The sequence below is a fragment of the Amycolatopsis rhabdoformis genome (genome assembly GCF_035918295.1).
Classification (GTDB): domain Bacteria; phylum Actinomycetota; class Actinomycetes; order Mycobacteriales; family Pseudonocardiaceae; genus Amycolatopsis; species Amycolatopsis rhabdoformis.
This window is the reverse complement of sequence record NZ_CP142149.1, coordinates 6038864-6055997: the sequence shown is the minus strand read 5'-3', so window position 1 is coordinate 6055997 and position 17134 is coordinate 6038864. Positions and strand designations below refer to the sequence as shown.

General features: G+C 69.0%; 9 protein-coding genes and 1 tRNA gene. 4 read left to right on the top strand and 6 right to left on the bottom strand.

Annotated elements, in window-relative coordinates; all coding sequences use genetic code 11:
- Positions 1-91 precede the first annotated feature (91 nt).
- Positions 92-6499: an RHS repeat domain-containing protein gene (locus VSH64_RS27710; RefSeq protein WP_326565649.1), complete on the top strand. Its 6408-nt coding sequence runs from the start codon at positions 92-94 to the stop codon at positions 6497-6499.
- Positions 6496-6801, top strand: coding sequence for a hypothetical protein (locus VSH64_RS27705; RefSeq protein ID WP_326565648.1), 306 nt, complete (start codon positions 6496-6498; stop codon positions 6799-6801). Before VSH64_RS27710 ends, VSH64_RS27705 begins: the two co-directional genes overlap by 4 nt.
- A gap of 1633 nt (positions 6802-8434) precedes the next feature.
- On the opposite strand, the gene VSH64_RS27700 is transcribed toward VSH64_RS27705, so the two are convergent.
- Positions 8435-8508 (bottom strand) — tRNA-Leu (locus VSH64_RS27700).
- A 123-nt stretch (positions 8509-8631) separates the two neighbouring features.
- Here VSH64_RS27700 and VSH64_RS27695 point away from each other — a divergent pair.
- Complete coding sequence (locus tag VSH64_RS27695; protein ID WP_326565647.1) at positions 8632-8853, top strand: DUF3618 domain-containing protein; 222 nt, start codon at positions 8632-8634, stop codon at positions 8851-8853.
- 335 nt (positions 8854-9188) lie between these two features.
- Here the strand turns inward: VSH64_RS27695 and VSH64_RS27690 are convergent, their stop codons facing one another.
- Complete coding sequence (locus VSH64_RS27690; RefSeq protein ID WP_407655565.1) at positions 9189-9677, bottom strand: hypothetical protein; 489 nt, start codon at positions 9675-9677, stop codon at positions 9189-9191.
- Between the two features lie 224 nt (positions 9678-9901).
- Positions 9902-10501 carry a TetR/AcrR family transcriptional regulator gene (locus VSH64_RS27685; RefSeq protein WP_326565645.1) on the bottom strand — a complete coding sequence of 200 codons (600 nt, stop codon included), beginning with the start codon at positions 10499-10501 and terminating at the stop codon, positions 9902-9904.
- 70 nt (positions 10502-10571) lie between these two features.
- Between VSH64_RS27685 and VSH64_RS27680 the strand changes: the two genes are divergently transcribed.
- On the top strand, positions 10572-12032 hold the full coding sequence (locus VSH64_RS27680; RefSeq protein ID WP_326565644.1) for a flavin-containing monooxygenase: 1461 nt from the start codon (positions 10572-10574) through the stop codon (positions 12030-12032).
- A gap of 220 nt (positions 12033-12252) precedes the next feature.
- On the opposite strand, the gene VSH64_RS27675 is transcribed toward VSH64_RS27680, so the two are convergent.
- The 3 genes from VSH64_RS27675 to VSH64_RS27665 all read right to left on the bottom strand — a co-directional run bounded on the left by VSH64_RS27675 (position 12253) and on the right by VSH64_RS27665 (position 17003).
- Positions 12253-12753 carry a helix-turn-helix transcriptional regulator gene (locus tag VSH64_RS27675; protein WP_326838036.1) on the bottom strand — a complete coding sequence of 167 codons (501 nt, stop codon included), beginning with the start codon at positions 12751-12753 and terminating at the stop codon, positions 12253-12255.
- Positions 12754-12935: 182 nt separating this feature from the next.
- Positions 12936-14627, bottom strand: coding sequence for an LCP family protein (locus tag VSH64_RS27670; RefSeq protein WP_456062083.1), 1692 nt, complete (start codon positions 14625-14627; stop codon positions 12936-12938).
- A gap of 213 nt (positions 14628-14840) precedes the next feature.
- Positions 14841-17003: a phospholipase A2 gene (locus VSH64_RS27665; protein ID WP_326565643.1), complete on the bottom strand. Its 2163-nt coding sequence runs from the start codon at positions 17001-17003 to the stop codon at positions 14841-14843.
- Positions 17004-17134: the final 131 nt, after the last annotated feature.

The following is a 17134-nucleotide window of genomic DNA, read 5'->3' as shown; positions in this document are numbered from 1 at the left end:
TGGCCTTCCTCCTCTTCGTGTTCCACCTGTGCAGACAAGGGTGATGACCATCATGACCGTCTCGAGACGGAGTTTTCGGATCAGGAGATGGGTGCGCACGACGGCGGTCGCCGTCGCGGCGATCATGCTGGCGTCGAGCCAGGAAGCGGTCGCGTCGCCGACCGGCTGGCACGGGTTGGGATGGGATCTGCCCGCACTGCAGGCCGAGCATTCGGTGGCGGGCAAGGATGTGAAGGCGTTGTCCGGCGGTGCGCTGTCGGCTCCTGAGTCGGCGCCCGCTCCGGCGGTGCACTGGCCCGCTGCGGGCAAAGTCCAGGTGGATCTGCCGGCCACCGCGCAGGGTGCTGCGTCGCCGAAGCGGGTGGCCGCGGGGAAGCAGGTGTCGGTGACTCGCGGCCACGGCCGTGACAGCCGCACCGGTGCCTACAGTGCGACGGCGGCCAAGGCGCCGCAGAAGCACGCGGCGGCCCGGGTCGAGGTCACCACGGTGGATCACGCGGTGGCCGACAAGGCCGGTATCCGCGGAACCTTGGTGCAGGTCGCCCCGGTGTCGGGTGACACGTCGGGGCCGGTCGAGGTCGTTGTGGACTACCGGTCGTTCGCCGGCGCCTATGGTGCTGACTTCGGTAGCCGACTGCGGTTCGAGCAGTATCCGGCCTGTGTGGTGAGCACTCCGGAGAAGCCCGAGTGCCGCACCGGAACTCCGGTAGCGTCGGCAAACGATGCCAAGACCGGGCAGCTTGCCGGCGAAGTGACCCTCGCTCCGATGGCAGCCGCGTCGGCGACGGTGCTCGCGGCCACGCCGGACACGTCCAGTGGCGGCGGGGACTTCAAGGCGACGAGCCTCGCGCCGGCCGGGTCGTGGACCGCCGGTACTTCCTCGGGTGAATTCAACTACTCCTACCCGCTTTCGGCCCCGGCGGGTCTGGGTGCGGCGGCGCCGTCGGTGTCGTTGCAGTACTCCTCGGGCGCTGTGGACGGCCTGACGTCGGCGACGAACAACCAGGCGTCGACGATCGGTGACGGCTGGTCCCTCGGCGGCGGAGGGTACATCGAGCGGTCGTACAAGTCCTGCGGCGACGATCTCGGCGGAAACAACGGCCAGACCAAGACCGGCGACCTGTGCTGGGCGACCGACAACGCGACCCTGTCGCTGGCGGGCCGGACGACCGACCTGGTGAAGGACACCGCCACCGGTACCTGGCACCTGCGGGCCGACGACGGTTCCCGCGTGGAGAAGCTGTCCGGGGCGAGCAACGGTGCCCAGGGAGGCGAGCACTGGAAGCTGACCACTGTGGACGGCACCCAGTACTTCTTCGGGCTCAACCACCTGCCAGGCTGGCAGGCCGGCAACCCCGAAACCCAGTCCACGTGGACCGAACCGGTCTTCGGCAACAACACCAACGAACCCTGCAACGCGGCCACGTTCGCCGCGTCGTGGTGTCAGCAGGCGTGGCGCTGGAACCTCGACTACGTGGTCGACCCGCACGGCAACGCCACGACGTTCTACTACCAGCCCGAGACCAACTACTACGGGCTGAACCTGAACACCACCAGCGCCGGCACGTCGTACGTGCGCGGCGGTTACCTGCTGCGCATCGAGTACGGCTTCAACACCCGGGTCGCGAGCGTGTACACGCACGCACCCGACCAGATCGTGTTCGACACGGCCGAACGGTGCGTGCCCGGCGGCGCCGTCACCTGTGATCCGGCCCAGCTCACCACCGCCAACGCGGCGTCGTGGCCCGACGTGCCCGCCGACCAGATCTGTGCCCAGGGCGTGGCTTGCCCCAACGTGTCGCCGGCGTTCTTCTCGCGCCGTCGGATCACGTCGGTCAGCACGCAGGTCACCGATGGCGGCACCGGCTGGAAGACCGTGAGCCAGTGGGCCTTGGCCCAGTCGTTCCCCGCCAGCGGCGACGGGTCCAGCCCGGCGATGTGGCTGGATTCGGTCACCCAGACCGGTAAGGCCGGCGGTTCGATCAGCCTGCCGCCGGTGACCTTCCACCCGAAGGCCCTGGCGAACCGCGTCAACCCGAGCACCGACTACACCGCGCTGACCCGCAACCGGATCGACTCCGTCACCAACGAGGAGGGCGGCGTCACCACGGTCAAGTACGCCGACCCGCAATGCACCCCCGGCATGACCATGCCGGCCCCGGAAGCGAACACGCTGGCCTGCTACCCGGTCTATTGGACTCCGGGTGGTGCGACCGATCCGGTGCTGGACTGGTTCAACAAGTACCTGGTCACGGACATCACCGAGGACGGCCGCATCGCCGGCAGCGGCGGCGCCGGCTCGGCTCTGTCCCAGCAGACCGTGACGCACTACGACTACCTCGGCGGCGGTGCCTGGCACTACGACGAGAACTTCCTCTCCGACCCGAAGACTCGCACGTGGTCGATGTGGCGCGGCTACGGCACGGTCAAGACGACCGTCGGGCAGGCCACGAGCGATCCGTCCGGACCCCCGACGGTCACCCAGACGCTGTACCTGCGCGGCATGGACGGGGACACGCTGCCCGGCGGCGGTAAGCGGAGCGCGTCGGTGACCGACAGCCTCGGCGAAGTCATCCCGGACAGCAAGGCGCTGCCCAGTTTCACCCGCGAGTCGCTGACCTATCTCGGCGGCACGGTCATCGGCGACACGATCAACGACCCGTGGATCTCCGCGCCGAACGCGACGGACGCCAACGGTTTGCAGGCCGTCTACACCGGCACGGGCACCACCCGGACCCGCACGTGGATCGCCGCCACCAACAGCTGGCGCACCACTCGCACGATCAACACCTTCGGCAACTACGGGCTGGTCAACCAGGTCGAAGACGACGGCGACATCGCCGATCCGAACCAGGCCACGTGCGCCCGCACCACCTACGAACCGAACACCACCGCGTTCCTGATCAACTACGTGAGCCAGGTCCAGACGACGTCCGGCACCTGCGCCACAGCCGCCGGCAGCGCCACGATCGTTTCGGACACCCGGTCCTCCTTCGACCACCAGCCGTTCGGCGCCGCGCCGACGGTCGGTGACGTCACCCAGACCGACACGGTCGATTCCTGGCCCGCGGGCGGTGCGGAGCACTTCCTGTCGCCGGCCACCGTCACCAGCTTCGACAACTACGGCCGCGCGGTGTCCGCGACCGACTCCCTGGGCCTGACCACCACCACCGCCTTCACCCCGGCCACCGGCGGGCCGCTGACCCAGGTCGCGACCACCACACCCCAGGTCAGTGGCACCGACACCACCAAGTTCACCTCGACCCGGTACCTCGACCCGGTCACCGGGGCGACCACCGGCGAGGTCGACAACAGCGGGCTGCGCACCGACGCGACGTATGACGCGTTGGGCCGGCTGACCGCGCTCTGGCCACCGGGACACAACAAGGGCACCAACGCCCCGGCCAAAACCACTTACACCTACACGGTCAGCAACACCCAGCCCAGCGTCGTCGCCACGAACACGCTCCTGTCCAACAGCCAGTACACGACCACGTACGCGTTGGTCGACGGACTCGGCCGCACCGTGCAAACCCAGGCGCCGACCTCGTACGCGCAAGGCGGCCGGGTCGTCACCGACACCTTCTTCGACTCCCACGGCCGGCCGTGGAAGACGCACGACGCCTACTGGAACGGCGATTCCGGGCCGGGGACGACCCTGCTGGCGGTCGCGGACAACACGGTGCCGAGCACCACGGTGTCCACTTTCGACAGTGCCGGACGCGCAACCGCGTCGGCTTATCAGCTGTACGGCACGGAACAGTGGCGGTCCACCACCGCCTACGACGGTGACCGCACCACCACCGTCCCGCCGAAGGGCGGGACCGCCAGCAGCGTCATCACCAACGGCTTGGGTCAGAAAGTCCAGCTGGCGCAGTACAAGGACCCGGCCCACACCAACCCCGGCGACCCGGCCGACACCACCAGCTATACCTACACCCCCGACGGCCAGCTCGCCTCGACCACCGACGCCACCGGTCACAACACGTGGACCACCGGTTACGACCTGCTGGGCCGAAAAGCCTCCGCGTCCGACCCGGACACCGGCGCGAGCTCTTTCACCTACGACAACGACGGCCGGATGCTGTCCAGCACCGACGCCAGTGGCCGCACCCTGGCCTACACCTACGACAACCTCGGCCGCAAAACCGCCGAATACCAGGATTCCACCAGCGGAACCAAGCTCGCGTCGTGGACCTACGACACGGTGCTGAAGAACAAGCTCACCAGCTCCAGCCGATTCGCCGGCGGCAAGACCTACACCAACACCGTCGTCGCTTACGACACGGCGGGCCGGGTCACCAGTTCGCGGGAGACCATTCCGATCACCGAAACCGGGTTCGGCGGCAGCTACGCCTTCTCCTGGCGCTACGACCCGCTCAGCGACGTTCTGCGGTCCTTCGGCAGTCCCGCCGCGGGTGGCCTGTCCAGCGAGTCGATGCTCACCGGCTACGACGCGCTCGACAGCCCCACCACTTACCAGGACGCGGGGAGCAACGGCACCCTGCTGGTCTCCGAGACCGACTACAACCCGTACGGGCAGGTGCTGCGGACCAACTACCAGGACCCGACCCTGCCCAACCAGATCGCGGTCACCCACACCTACGCCGACGGCACCAACCGGCTGGCCACGACGCTGGCCGAGCGGGCCACCTCGACGAACTTCATGATCGCCAACCGCTTCTACAACTACGACGCGGCCGGCAACACCACCTCCATCGCCGACACCCCGCAAGACGCGCCGGCTGACACGCAGTGCTTCAGCTACGACTACCTGCAGCGCGTGACGCAGGCCTTCACGCCCACGTCCGGCAACTGCGCCACCACCCCCAGCGTCACGGGTATCGGCGGCGCCGCACCGTACTGGACGTCGTGGGCCTACGACTCGACCGGCAACCGCCTCACCCAAACCCAGCACGGCGCGGCCGGCGACACCACCGCGACGTCGACCTACCCCGCCGCCGGGCAGCCTCAGCCGCACGCGATCGAGGCACTGGACACCACCGGCCCGAACGGCAGCACCCACTCCGACTACACCTACGACCCGGCCGGCCGCACCCTCACCCAGGGCACCGGCGACACGCGCCAGACCTTCACCTACGACGCCGAAGGCCACATCGCCACCGCCACCGACTCGAGCGGCAAGGTCTCCAGCTACACCTACGACGCCGACGGCAACCTGCTGTTCACCAAGGACGCGACCGGCACCACCCTCACGATGAACGACCTGGAGCTGTTCCGCGCGATCGGCACCTCCAGCACGGTGGGCACGCGGTTCTACGCCTTCAACGGCGCACCGGTCGCCGAGCGCAACTTCAAGACCGGCCTGTCGTGGTCGATGACCGACACCCAGAACACCACCTACGCCACCGTCGACGCCGACACCCTCGCCGTCACCCAACGCCGGCAGGACCCCTACGGCGTGTCGCGCGGCCCGGCCCCGTCCACGTGGCCGGACAAGCACGGCTACCTGGGCGGCTACCAGAACACGACCGGTCTGACGCACCTCGGCGCTCGTGAGTACGACCCGACGACGGGCCGCTTCACCACGGTCGACCCGGTGCTCAACACCGATAGCCCGCAGCAGATGAACGGCTACTCCTACGCCAACGACAACCCCGTCGGGATGTCCGACCCGTCCGGGTTGTGCCCCTTCCAACCCGACGGCGCCTGCCGCCAGGCCGACGGCTCGATCAGCGGCGGCGACGCCTGCCGCGTCGGCGGCTGGAGCTGCCCGGATAAAAATTCGAACATCTGCGGCTGCAGGGATAGGTCGGTTTACGCCAACCACGGAACTCCTCCCTCAGGCGGGAAGCAACAGCCAGGGCAGAAGGCTCGCGGCGCATCGGGCGGCGCAGCGCACCACGACGATGACGACGACGGTGGTTTCTGGGGGAAGGTCTGGGGCGTCGTCAAGGACGTCGGGGAGGACATCTACGAGTACTCCGGCGCCAAGGACGTCGTAGACAACTGCATCAGCGACTTCGAGCTCCTCGGTTGCGCCAAGGGCGCCGTCGAAGTCGGCTCATGGTTCATCCCCGTCGGCGCCGCCGCCCACGGTGCCGAAATCGCCGCCGAGGCCGGTGGCCACCTGCTCGAAGGCGCGGCTACCACCGCAGGCCGAAACCTCGTCGCCGAGGGAGCCGATACTGCAGTTGCAGAAGAAGCAGATATGACTACGGTCGGGAGATGGATGTCGCCAGATGAGCACCAGGCGATGATCGACACTGGACAGGTTCAAGCAGGTAGCAACGGGACCTCTACTTATGTGGCGCGCCCAGCGAGTCGCGACGCCTTTCACAAGCAAGCCCCGTCGGGTAGTAGATATGTCGAATTTGATGTGCCAACGGAGTCGCTGCGACCGGCTGGGGAACCGGGGTGGGCTCAAATCCCTGGTCCAAAGCACCCTATTTACAGCAAGCTTAATGCCAAACGGGGGTTGCCGCCGCCAGAGATGCCGGCGTTTAAGAACCTTCAATGGGATGGAACTGTTAAATGACGGAAGATCTACCGTCACTCCTCAGGAAATGGCATAGTGAAAACATTGTAATGCTGACCCAAAAGGAGGCTAAGGTTGAAGTGTTCGACTCTGCAGTGCGGCGTGCCAAGAATTCCTTTGGAGTCGCTGTCGAATTCGCTTCAAGGATTTCTTATCTGACTGTTTGGGATTCCGGGGAGGCGCAAATTGCCAAGATGGACCTCGACGTTGATGCTGCACCTAACGAGGAGTATCGAGAGTATTTGGCTGGTGATGATATGTTGAGGGTGGCTGATAGTTTAGTTGACTGGGTGCTAGCTTAACCGTCGAACAACGGGCGCGGCGGCCGAACTTGGCTGGCCTCGTCTCCGCTGCGCCATCCCTGCTGATGATGGTCGGTTCCTCGGAACGTGGTGCGGTCGACGGATGATGAGTCGAGGGCGGGTCGCTGCCCCGACTCGCGTCGACTCGGTGGCAGTGACTCATCGACCTGGCGGTGCCACGCGGGTGCCGGCTAGTTGCGTGAGTAGGTCGCCGTGCTCGCGATGCGGTGCAACCCTGCCTTGGTGGTGAAGTCAGCTCGGCCACGGTTCGGCTGGCGCGAACCTCGTCTCGGGTGATCGAGCTCGAAGCGGGGAGGGTGTTGTGGCCGCGCAGCCTGTGGGCGGCGATGGTCATCTTCGACGGGTGATTTCGGCTCTAGTCCACCACTCCGGTTCGTTCCCAGTTGCTTGGCTATCCTCGACACCAAATTCTGGATGCGGTCCGAATTTGATTGGTTCTGGTCCTGCGCCGGAGAATGCATGGACCGCGCTCGGTCGCATTGACCAGAATGGTGTTGCACCTCCCGGTCACGGATTGCCCAAGTGGCAGGGAAAGTCGCGTCTATTTGGGGATGATGTCCGGGACAAGACGACCCTTCTTCCGCCTGTAGATGGTAGCGGGAATGCGGTCACCTATTCGGAATATGATGTGAACCCATTCGTCAAGGGAGTCAACGGAGGCGGCCTGGAGAAGGTTGCGGATGTCGGGGCGGTGACGTCGATGCGGGCGTGGCCGAGGAGTTCCTTGATGACGACAAGTTCGACAGTCTCGACGGGCCGTCCACTTGAGAGCTGAGCCGACGACAACGCCGTGCTTCAGAAGCGCGTCGCGTGAGCGCGCAGGGCGCCCGGTCGCTACCGCAAGGCCCTCGCCGGGCTGTGGGGGTACCTCACCGTTCCGGCCGTCGTCGGCATGCGTGTGGCCGTGGGCGTGCCCATCGACGGCACCATTGCGGCCTTGATCATCACCATCAGTGGCGGCCTGCTCGGTACCGGCGCTGTCGTCCGCGCGAAGCCGACAACCCGTGTTCGTCGAAGAAGGCCGCTTCGGTGATGCCGGACGGCTCGTCTACCGGGCCGCTTGACCGCGGCTGTCGGTTGCCGGCAGCGACGGCGAGGGTCCGCTCCTGCAGGATGTCAGAGGGCCTGAAGAAGGTAGTGTTCGACCGCCCGTCCGCTGTTGCCGGCCGCGACGGCGTGCACCCAAAGCCGCGAGGACTCATCTGCTCGGACAGTGGCTGTCGCTGGCGAACGCGGCCGGACTTCGGCCGTGGCTGGGCTCGCGGGTAACGGGCTCGTCCTCGCCGGTGATGTCCACGAGCTTGTGCCGATCGAGAGCTGCGGAGCCTCGTGCGGTCGAGACCTACAGTGGCGCCGAAGGAGCGCAGGTGCACTGCACGGCTAGCGGTCCACCGATGAACGGGCGGCGTCGAGATTGGTCATGACCACAAGGTGAGCCAGCGGCGGGCGCATGGTGCGCCCGAGTGCTGGTTCCGGGACTTTGCCGGCGGACACTCCTTCTGCCTCGGAGGGCAGGGAGGGACGGCCGATGCGCTGACCGCTCACCTGACTGTGTTCACATGCTACATAACAGAGCGGTCTCAACTCGGCATCGCATGTCCAAGAGAGATTGTGGGGCCGGAGAGACTCGAACTCTCACTGGCACGGACCTAAACCGTGTGCCTCTGCCAATTGGGCTACGACCCCGGGGAAAGCCTCGGGAATGGTAGCGCGAGCCACGTTCGGGGTGGCTCGGCGTGGCCGCTGGCCAGGTGGGGGGTCTCGTCCTCTAACGTGGGCGCCTACAGTCCGACGCGGCGAGGAGGGCACGTGGCGCGCGACCCCGAGACCATCGAGCGTGAAATCGAGCAGGCCAGGACGGCCCTGGCGGCGACGCTCGACCAGCTGGGCACCAAGGCCAGCCCGCAGAAGCTCGCGGACCAGGCCAGGGACGGCATCCGCGCGAAGCTGGACGACCCCAAGGTCAAGTACCCGCTGATCGGCGTCGGTGCGCTGATCGTGGCGCTGCTGATCCGCAAGCTGTTCCGCTGATCCACCCCTACGCCGGGGCGGGCCCGATCGATTGGGTCCGTTCAGGCGTGGCTGGGCGGAAAAGATCGATAAAGCGACATCCGGTCCGGCAGTGACTCGGCGACGCGCTGAGTGGCGTCGCGGCGACAGGGCCTGCCGAGGGTCGAAGCCAGGTTTGCGATGACACCCACGGCCACTGGCCCGCGAGCGACCGACACGGGCCCGCGAGCGACCGAGGCCGCCAAACCGCTCTGAGACGACGGGCCGCGCTGAGCGCACGCCAAGAACCGGCGTCAGCGGAGAGATCTGCCGACGTCGTGAAGGTGGGCCTGGTCAGGCCGCAAAAACCGGAGAAGTCAGGCGCGCGGCGAGACGGTCGGCTTCGCGGTCGAGCTGGTCGGGCTGTCGGCGGAGGTGTCGGACTTGCGGTCTTCGACTTCCTTCGGCAGTTGCTTGCTCGGCGGCAGCTGAGGCTTGGCCGGAGCCGGCACCGGGGCCGGAGCTGACGAAGCGGCAGCAGCCGGAGAACCAGCAGGAGCAGCAGCGCCAGCCGGAGCGGTAGTAGCCGGCTTCGAAGAACCCGAAGGCGGCACCTCCAGTGGCTCGATGTCCGGCAGCGTGAGCCGCGCGGCCATGTACGAGCTGGTGAACTCCAGTGCGCTCCCGTTGAGCAGGTGCACGACCGTGGGTCGCCCTTCCGGGGCGAGCTCGTCCACCAGCTGGTCCGCGCGGTCGCGCGCGGCGATGATGCCCGGCGCCTTCGCGGTGCGTGCCTCGCCGCGGCCACTGACGGTGATCGTCCAGTCGTCGTTGTCGTGCGCGTACGTCGCTGTGATCGTCTCCACCACTACCTCACCCCTCTCGCCATCAGCATGCGTCACTGGCCGAGACTCGGCCACCGCACACTCATGACGCGATTTCTGCGCCCCCGCGCACTCCCGCGACTGTCCATCAGTCTTTGTACAGGGTTCTCGATACCGCAATAAAACTCTGTGTCACAAGACACGAGAGAGGATTCGCACTGAGTGACGACCGAATGGCCTAATGCGCGTGCATTTTCACGCGCACCTCAGCGAGCGCGTCGTGACAGTCCGGACCAGAGCATGTCCATGGCGTAGTCGGTCGCCATCTGGGGCGTCACGTCCGGGAAGCGTTCGCACCAGATCGCCAGCCGCTCGCACGCGCCGACCACGAACTCGGCCGACGCCTCGGCGCGCAGGTCGTCCTCGGCGTCGAAGTGGCCGCTCATCAGCGCGGCGATCAGGTCGGTCTGCTGCCGGCGCGTCTGCTCGATCTCGTCGGCCGCGGGGGTGCCGATCAGTGCCATCTCGTGGCGCAGCAGCGACCAGGCCTCGCGCCGCTCGCGGATGAAGACGAAAAACGCCAGCAGCCCGCGACGCAGGGCGTCTTCGGCCGAAACCGCCCCGACGGTGGCCTGCTCGGTGACCTCGCGCAGCGCCGCTCGCGACTGCCGGATGCACGCCAGCAGCAGGCCTTCCTTCGAGTGGAAGTACTCGTACAGCATCGGCTTCGACACCCCCACGAGCTCGGCGATCTCGTCCATCGACGCCGTCGCGTAGCCGCGCTCGGTGAACACCCGTTCGGCGACCTCGATCATCTGCCGTTCGCGTTCGGCCCGGGGCATGCGCTTGCGTTTCGCGGTGGTCACGGCAACACTCTACCGCCAGTAACCTACTCCAAGTAGGATGGACTTCGGGTAACACTAAACGGGAGGGCGCATGGGCAACCGCACCGAGACCGGGGTGATCGTGGTCGGGACCGGGTTCTCCGGGCTGGGCATGGCGATCCAGCTGCGCAAGGAGGGCCGCGAGGACTTCGTGATCCTCGAGAAGGCCGACGACGTCGGCGGCACCTGGCGCGACAACAGCTACCCCGGCTGCGCGTGCGACATCCCGTCGCACATGTACTCGTTCTCCTTCGAGCAGAACCCCGGCTGGTCGCGCGCCTACTCGCCGCAGCCCGAGATCTGGAGCTACCTGCGCGGCGTCACGGAGAAGTACGGCCTGCGCCGCTTCCTGCGCTTCGGCCAGGAGATGACCGGCGCGCGCTGGGACGCCGACGAGAACCGCTGGCACGTGAGCACCGAGTCCGGCGACGAGTTCGTGGCCAAGGCCCTGGTCGCCGGCGTCGGCGCGCTGCACCGGCCGCAGATCCCGCACCTGCCGGGCATCGAGGGCTTCGCCGGCCCCGCGTTCCACTCCGCGCAGTGGGACCACGGCGTGGACCTCACCGGCAAACGCGTGGCCGTGATCGGCACCGGCGCGAGCGCGGTGCAGTTCGTGCCGAAGATCGTGGGGCAGGTCGAGAACCTCACGCTCTTCCAGCGCACGCCGCCGTGGGTGATGCCGAAGGCCGACCACGACATGCCCGGCTGGACGCGCGGCCTGTTCAAGGCCCTGCCGCTCGCGCAGCGCGCCTACCGCGACTTCCTCTACTGGGCCCTCGAGGCCCGCGCCATCGGCTTCAACGGCCAGCCGTGGGTGATGCGGCTCGGCCAGCGGATCGCGCAGCGCAACATCGAGCAGGCTGTGGCCGACCCGGCGCTGCGCGCCAAGCTCACGCCCGACTACACCATGGGCTGCAAGCGCGTGCTGATCTCCAACGACTACTACCCGGCTCTCGCCAGGGACAACGTCGACGTGGTCACCGAAGGCGTGACCGAGGTCCGCGAGCACAGCGTGGTCGACGCCGCCGGGGTGGAGCACGAGGTCGACGTGATCATCTACGGAACCGGCTTCCACGTGACCGACGCGTTCGACACGCTCGAGATCGTGGGGCGCGAAGGCCGCAACCTCGCGAAGGAGTGGGCGACCGAGGGCATGCGCACGCACCTCGGCATCACCGTGAACGGGTTCCCGAACCTGTTCTTCCTGCTCGGCCCCAACACCGGCCTCGGCCACAACTCGGTGGTCTTCATGATCGAGGCCCAGATCTCCTACATCGCGCAGGCGCTGCGGCTCGCGGGCGACCACGCGCTCGACCCGCGTCCGCAGGTGCAGGAAGCGTTCAACACCGACGTGCAGCGCAAGCTCGAAAAGGGCATCTGGACCCAGGGCGGCTGCAAGAGCTGGTACCTCGACGCGAAGGGCGTGAACCGCACGATCTGGCCCGGCTTCACCTGGCGGTACTGGCTCGACACCCGCACCGTCCGGCGCGAGGACTACGAGCTGCTCGGCTGAGAACAGGGGGCACGAAGGGGACTTTCGCGGCAGGGGAGGAGGCGCGAAAGTCCCCTTCGTGGTTCGGGGGGCGGCCCGGATCGCGGGCTCGCCGAAGAAACCCACGGACGGCCGTGGGCGTGGTCGGTCAAGAAGGCGGGTGCGGGGGCTTTCGCGACCCTCGACAACGCGAAAGCCCCCGGTCCGGCCGCGAACCGCGGCCGGGTGGTGCGCAGCCGGCTCAGACGGGCGCGAGCTTGCGCAGGTGGCTGATCAGGTCCACCACCGGCAGGTCGCACAGCTCGGCCATCCGCTCGAGCGCGGGCAGGTCGAGCGACACCTCGGCCGAGCCCAGTCCCGTGCCGGCCGGAGCCGAACCGGGACCCTGGTCGGTGCGGCGCAGCCGGTCCTCGGCCCAGCGGCGCAGCGGCAGCAGCTCGGGCGAGGCCTCGGCCACCACTCGCTGCAGGTCCACCCGCACGCGTCCGGGTTCTTCCACGAACACTCGGCGGTGCACCTTGGCGAGCAGGTCCTGGGGCAGCTCGTCCATCGCGACGCACAGCTCGACCAGGCGCACCACGGAACACTGCCGGGTGCCCAGCTCGTACGTCGCCAGCGTCTGCAGGGAGATCTCACTCTGCAGATGCGTGTTCAGCTCCTTGCGCGTCCACCCTCGCCTGCGCCGGAGCTTGCGGAGCTCGTCACCGAGTATCCGCTGGTAGTGCTCAGCGTCGATCACCACTTCCTCGTCCCCTGCCCTGCTCACGCTCTCACACGCGGCGTCCGCTCTCGTGGCTGCGAACGCGTGCGCGTCTCACGTGTATGAAAGTGGGCAGTGCGCTTTTCCTTACGCGGTTTCGGCCAAGTCTTTGGTGACGATTTCGCAGACTGCTCCGAACGGGCGTACGCGGTGCGCTGAACAGGTCAGTTGACGCAGGGGACGCCGTTGGCCGTGATCGGCTTCTGGTCGTCGGCGCCGGAGCCGCTCGACGCCGGGGGCGCCGCGGGCGGGGCGGCGGGCGCGTTGGCCGAGCCGGCGGAGGCGCCGGACCCGGCGTTGTCGGCGCTCGGCTGGTAGTCGGAGCCGAGGAACACCATCACGTGCCCGGCGGACACGCTCTTGTCCTCCTGCACCGTGGCCTTGGTGCCGAGGGCGTCGGCCACGGCGTTGCCGGAGTCCTGCCCGCCCGAGGGCACCCAGATCACGGTGGTCTTGCGCGAGGTCGCGTTCGCCGTGTCGCCGGCGGTGAAGCCCTTGCCGGTGAGCTGTTTCGAGACGCTCGCGGCCAGTCCGGTGCGGCCCGAGGCGTTGCGGACGTCGACGGTCACGCCCTTGTTCGCGTCGGTCTGCGGCGCCGGCGCCTGGGCCTGCTGACCCGGCTGCGGCCCGGCGACGCCCTGCACGAACTTCTTCACCTGCTGCGGGTCGACCTTGATGGCCACGCCGTCGCTGGGCGTGTGGTACTCGACGTTCTCGACCGGGATCGTGCGGAACTCGAGTTGCCCGCCGGTGAGGCCCTTCATCTGCTGGGCGAAGCTGAAGATGTCCCAGTTCTGGTTGAGGACCACCGACTTCTTGATGGCGTCGATGAGGGCGTTGAGCTTGCCCGGGTCGGTGAGCGTGCCGGCCGAGAGCACCTTGCGGGCCATGCCGGCCATGAACACCTGCTGGCGCACCACGCGGTCGAGGTCACCGCGCGGCAGGCCGTGGCGCTGGCGCACGAACTCGAGCGCCTGCACGCCGGAGATCGTGTGCACGCCCTTGGTGAACTTCGCGCCGGAGTAGGAGTCGTCCACGTTTTCGTTGAGGCAGACGTCGACGCCGCCGATCGCCTGAGTGATGTCGCTGAAGCCGAGCAGGTTGATCGCCGCGTAGTTGTCGATCGTGGAGCCGGTGAGCGCCTCGACGGTGGTGATCAGCTCTTTCGCGCCGGCCTGGTTGGCCTTCACGTCGAGCTCCTTCGGGTCCGTCACGCCCTGCTGCTGCAGGTCCTTGCGGGCCTGCAGCATCGCGCGGGCGTAGGCGGAGTTGATCTTGTGCTCGCCGTAGCCGGGGATGTTCACGTAGCTGTCGCGGGGCAGCGAGATCGCGACGGCCTTGCTGCCGTCGTTCGGGATGTGCACGAAGATCAGCGAGTCGGTGTTCAGCTCGCCGTCGGCCTCACCCGCGCGCAGCTGGGCGAGCAGCTGCGGGGAGAGCGGGTTGCCCTGGGCGTCGGTGCGGCTGTCGAGGCCCACCAGCAGGATGTCGCGCGCGCCGTCGGCGGGCTGGTCGCCACCCGAGGCGGGGTTGATCACGTCGGCGTAGTTCAGGCCGTTGACCAGGCCCTGCAGCGAGGCCCACGCGTAGCCGGTGAGGCCCATGACCAGCAGCGACACCACGGCGAGGGTGATCTTTGCGCCGCGGTGCGAGCCGCGCCGGCCCGAGCGCCGCGGCGGGGGGCCGGACCGGCGTTGCGGTGGCCGCGGGCGGTATTCGGCGTCGCGGGGGCCACGGGGCTCGGCACGCTCGCGGCCGGGCGGCGGCACCCTCCGCGCGCTGGTGCGGTCCGGCGGGTCCTGCCAGGGTCGGGCAGGGCGTCGGCCGCCTTGTCCGTTCCGAGGCGGGTGATCCACGCGGTCGGCTCCTTCTGCTCGTCGGTCTGTCCGGCACGGGTCTGCGTCGAGACGGCTGTCCGGGAGACGCCTTCCTGGAGACGCATGGTGCAGGTGTCGGGTTGCGGTGGGTTCGCACCGCCCCCACCCGGTGTGGCCTGCACCACCCATGGTCCGCCACCCGCGCCGCGTTCGCCCGGTCGGAGCAGCGCGTGTCGCGCTCCGAGTTTCCCGTCAAGGAGTGGCGCTCGCAGCACGACGGCCGGGAACAAGACACGAAGTGGCCGCGACCAGGGCAAACGCCGCCGTCGCCGCGTGCAGCACCACGGTGGGCGGGCCGGCCGAGGACACCATCAGCGCCGGCCCGCAGGCGAGCGCGCACACGAACCACGTGCCGGCCGACGCCGTGGCGCCGGTGCGGACGGTGTGCAGCAGCAGTACGCCGAGCAGCAGGTGCACGAGGCTCTGCACCGGGTTGAGGTGCAGGCCGAGGAAGTCGGCGTCGGCGGCCACGTCGCCGAAGCGGGCCAGCGCGAGCCCGAACACGCCGAGCGTCGCGAAGCCGATGCCGAGCGCGGCCGCCGCCCTGGTGAGCAGCACCGGACGCCAGCCGGTGTCCGCGCGTGGCCGCGGCGGTGGGGCCGCGGCAGCGCCGCCGGTGGCGCGCGGGTGGCGTTCGAACCACCAGAACACGAGGCCGGCCGGCACCAGCAGCAGCGCCACCGCGATCGCGGTGCGCGGCTGCACGAGCCAGCTCAGCCCGTCGGCGATCGGCCCCGGCAGGTACACCACGGCGACGATCAGCAGCATCACGGCGAGGAACGCCAGGTAGAGGCTCATCGGCGCGCGCAGCACCAGACCGGCCGCGCGGCGGACCGGCGCCCGTGCCGCGACGCGCAGCAGACGGCTGCCCAGCAGCCCGACGAGCCCGAGCTGCGTCATGCCGAGCAGCAGGACCTCCCACGGCGGTGCCGACAACGCGGCCGGCGCACCCGGGCTGCCGAGCAGGATCGGTGACGCGCCGAGCGCGAAAGTGGCCACGAGGAGCCCGCCGACGCCGGCCACGGCGGCCCCGGCCAGCACCGGGCGCGGCAGCCGCACGCCGTCGGCGTGGGCGAAGGCGACCTGCTGGGCCAGCAGCGCCAACGCCAGCGTCGCGCCGTAACCGGGCAGCGGCGAACCGGACCAGGCCGCGGTTCCTTCACCGGCGACGACGAGCGCGAGCAGCCCGGCCACCGACCACAGGCCGGCCCGGCGGTAGAAGGCGAGCAGCACGGGCGCGCCGACGATCGTGAGCAGGTACACGCCCAGCAGCCACAGCGGGTGCAGCGCGATCCGCATCACCGTGGCGCTCGTGCCGGCGGGGATGCCGAGCAGTTCCAGCGCCAGCGGCACGAGCAGGGCGACCACCGCGAAGATGGACGCGGGCCGCAGCAGGGGACTCGCGCGTTCGGCGAGGTAGTGGCGGTAGCCGCGGTCGCGTTCGGCCAGCCAGCCGGTGACGTTCGCGTAGCCGCCGGCGAAGAACAGCAGCGGCGTGAGCTGCGCGAGCCAGGTCAGCGGCCACCACGAGGACTCGGGCGCGCCCGCCCAGTCGGCCAGCGCCGTGGCCGATTCGCCGAGCACGAGCAGCACGGCCGACGCGGCGCCGAGCAGAGCCCAGCGCGTGAGGGGACCGGTGGCGGCGCGCACGGGCCGCGGCGTGGTGCGCCGGGCGGTGTGCCAGCCGCGCAGCCGGAACACGAGCAGACAGCCGATCACCAGCACGCCGGCGACCATCGGCCCGATCGGGTCGGCGACCGGCGGTCCCCAGCGCTGGTGCCACGAGTTCACCACGAGCCCGGCCGAGTAGAGCGTGGCCACGACCTGGCAGGTGCCCGCCGAGCCCATCGGGTTCACCACGCACGCGTGGTGCATGTCCTGCGACAGCCGCGCGTCGAGCGAGGCCCGCACGCTCTGGTCGAGCGGGTGGCCCTTCTTGTCCGCGTAGCGCAGCAGGTCGTAGCCCAGGTCGTGGGCCTTGCACGGCACCGCGTAGTCCCACTTCGTGTTGTCGTCGCCCCACGGCGTGGAGCACCCGCCGTCGACGTGCACGGCGCGAACGGTCCCGTCGCGCGCGGGCAGCGCGCCGGGCGTGATGCCGCTGACGGCGGTGAAGTCCTTCGGCAGCAGCGCGAGCGCGGTCGCCTGCGGGCCGGGGTGGGTCAGCGCGGCGATGGCGTTCTGCGCGGCCAGCACGTCGCCGGTCGGCGGGCCCTGGTCCGGCGGCGACGCGGGCCGCGAGGCGATGAGCCCGAAGCCGAACACGACGAAGAGCACCAGCAGCAGCCAGCCCGACGTCGACCAGGGACGGCGGACACGGGCGGCGGCCGGGGGCCGGTCGTCGGTGGCGGGCATGCGCTCAAGGGTGCCAGCCCCGGCCGGTCGGCGGCATGGGGCTGACCCCCGGGCGCGGCGGGGGATGTCCCCCGGCGTGGCCCGGTGCCCTATTTCAGGGGGTGGTGAATTGCGTCACAGGTGTCTTTTTC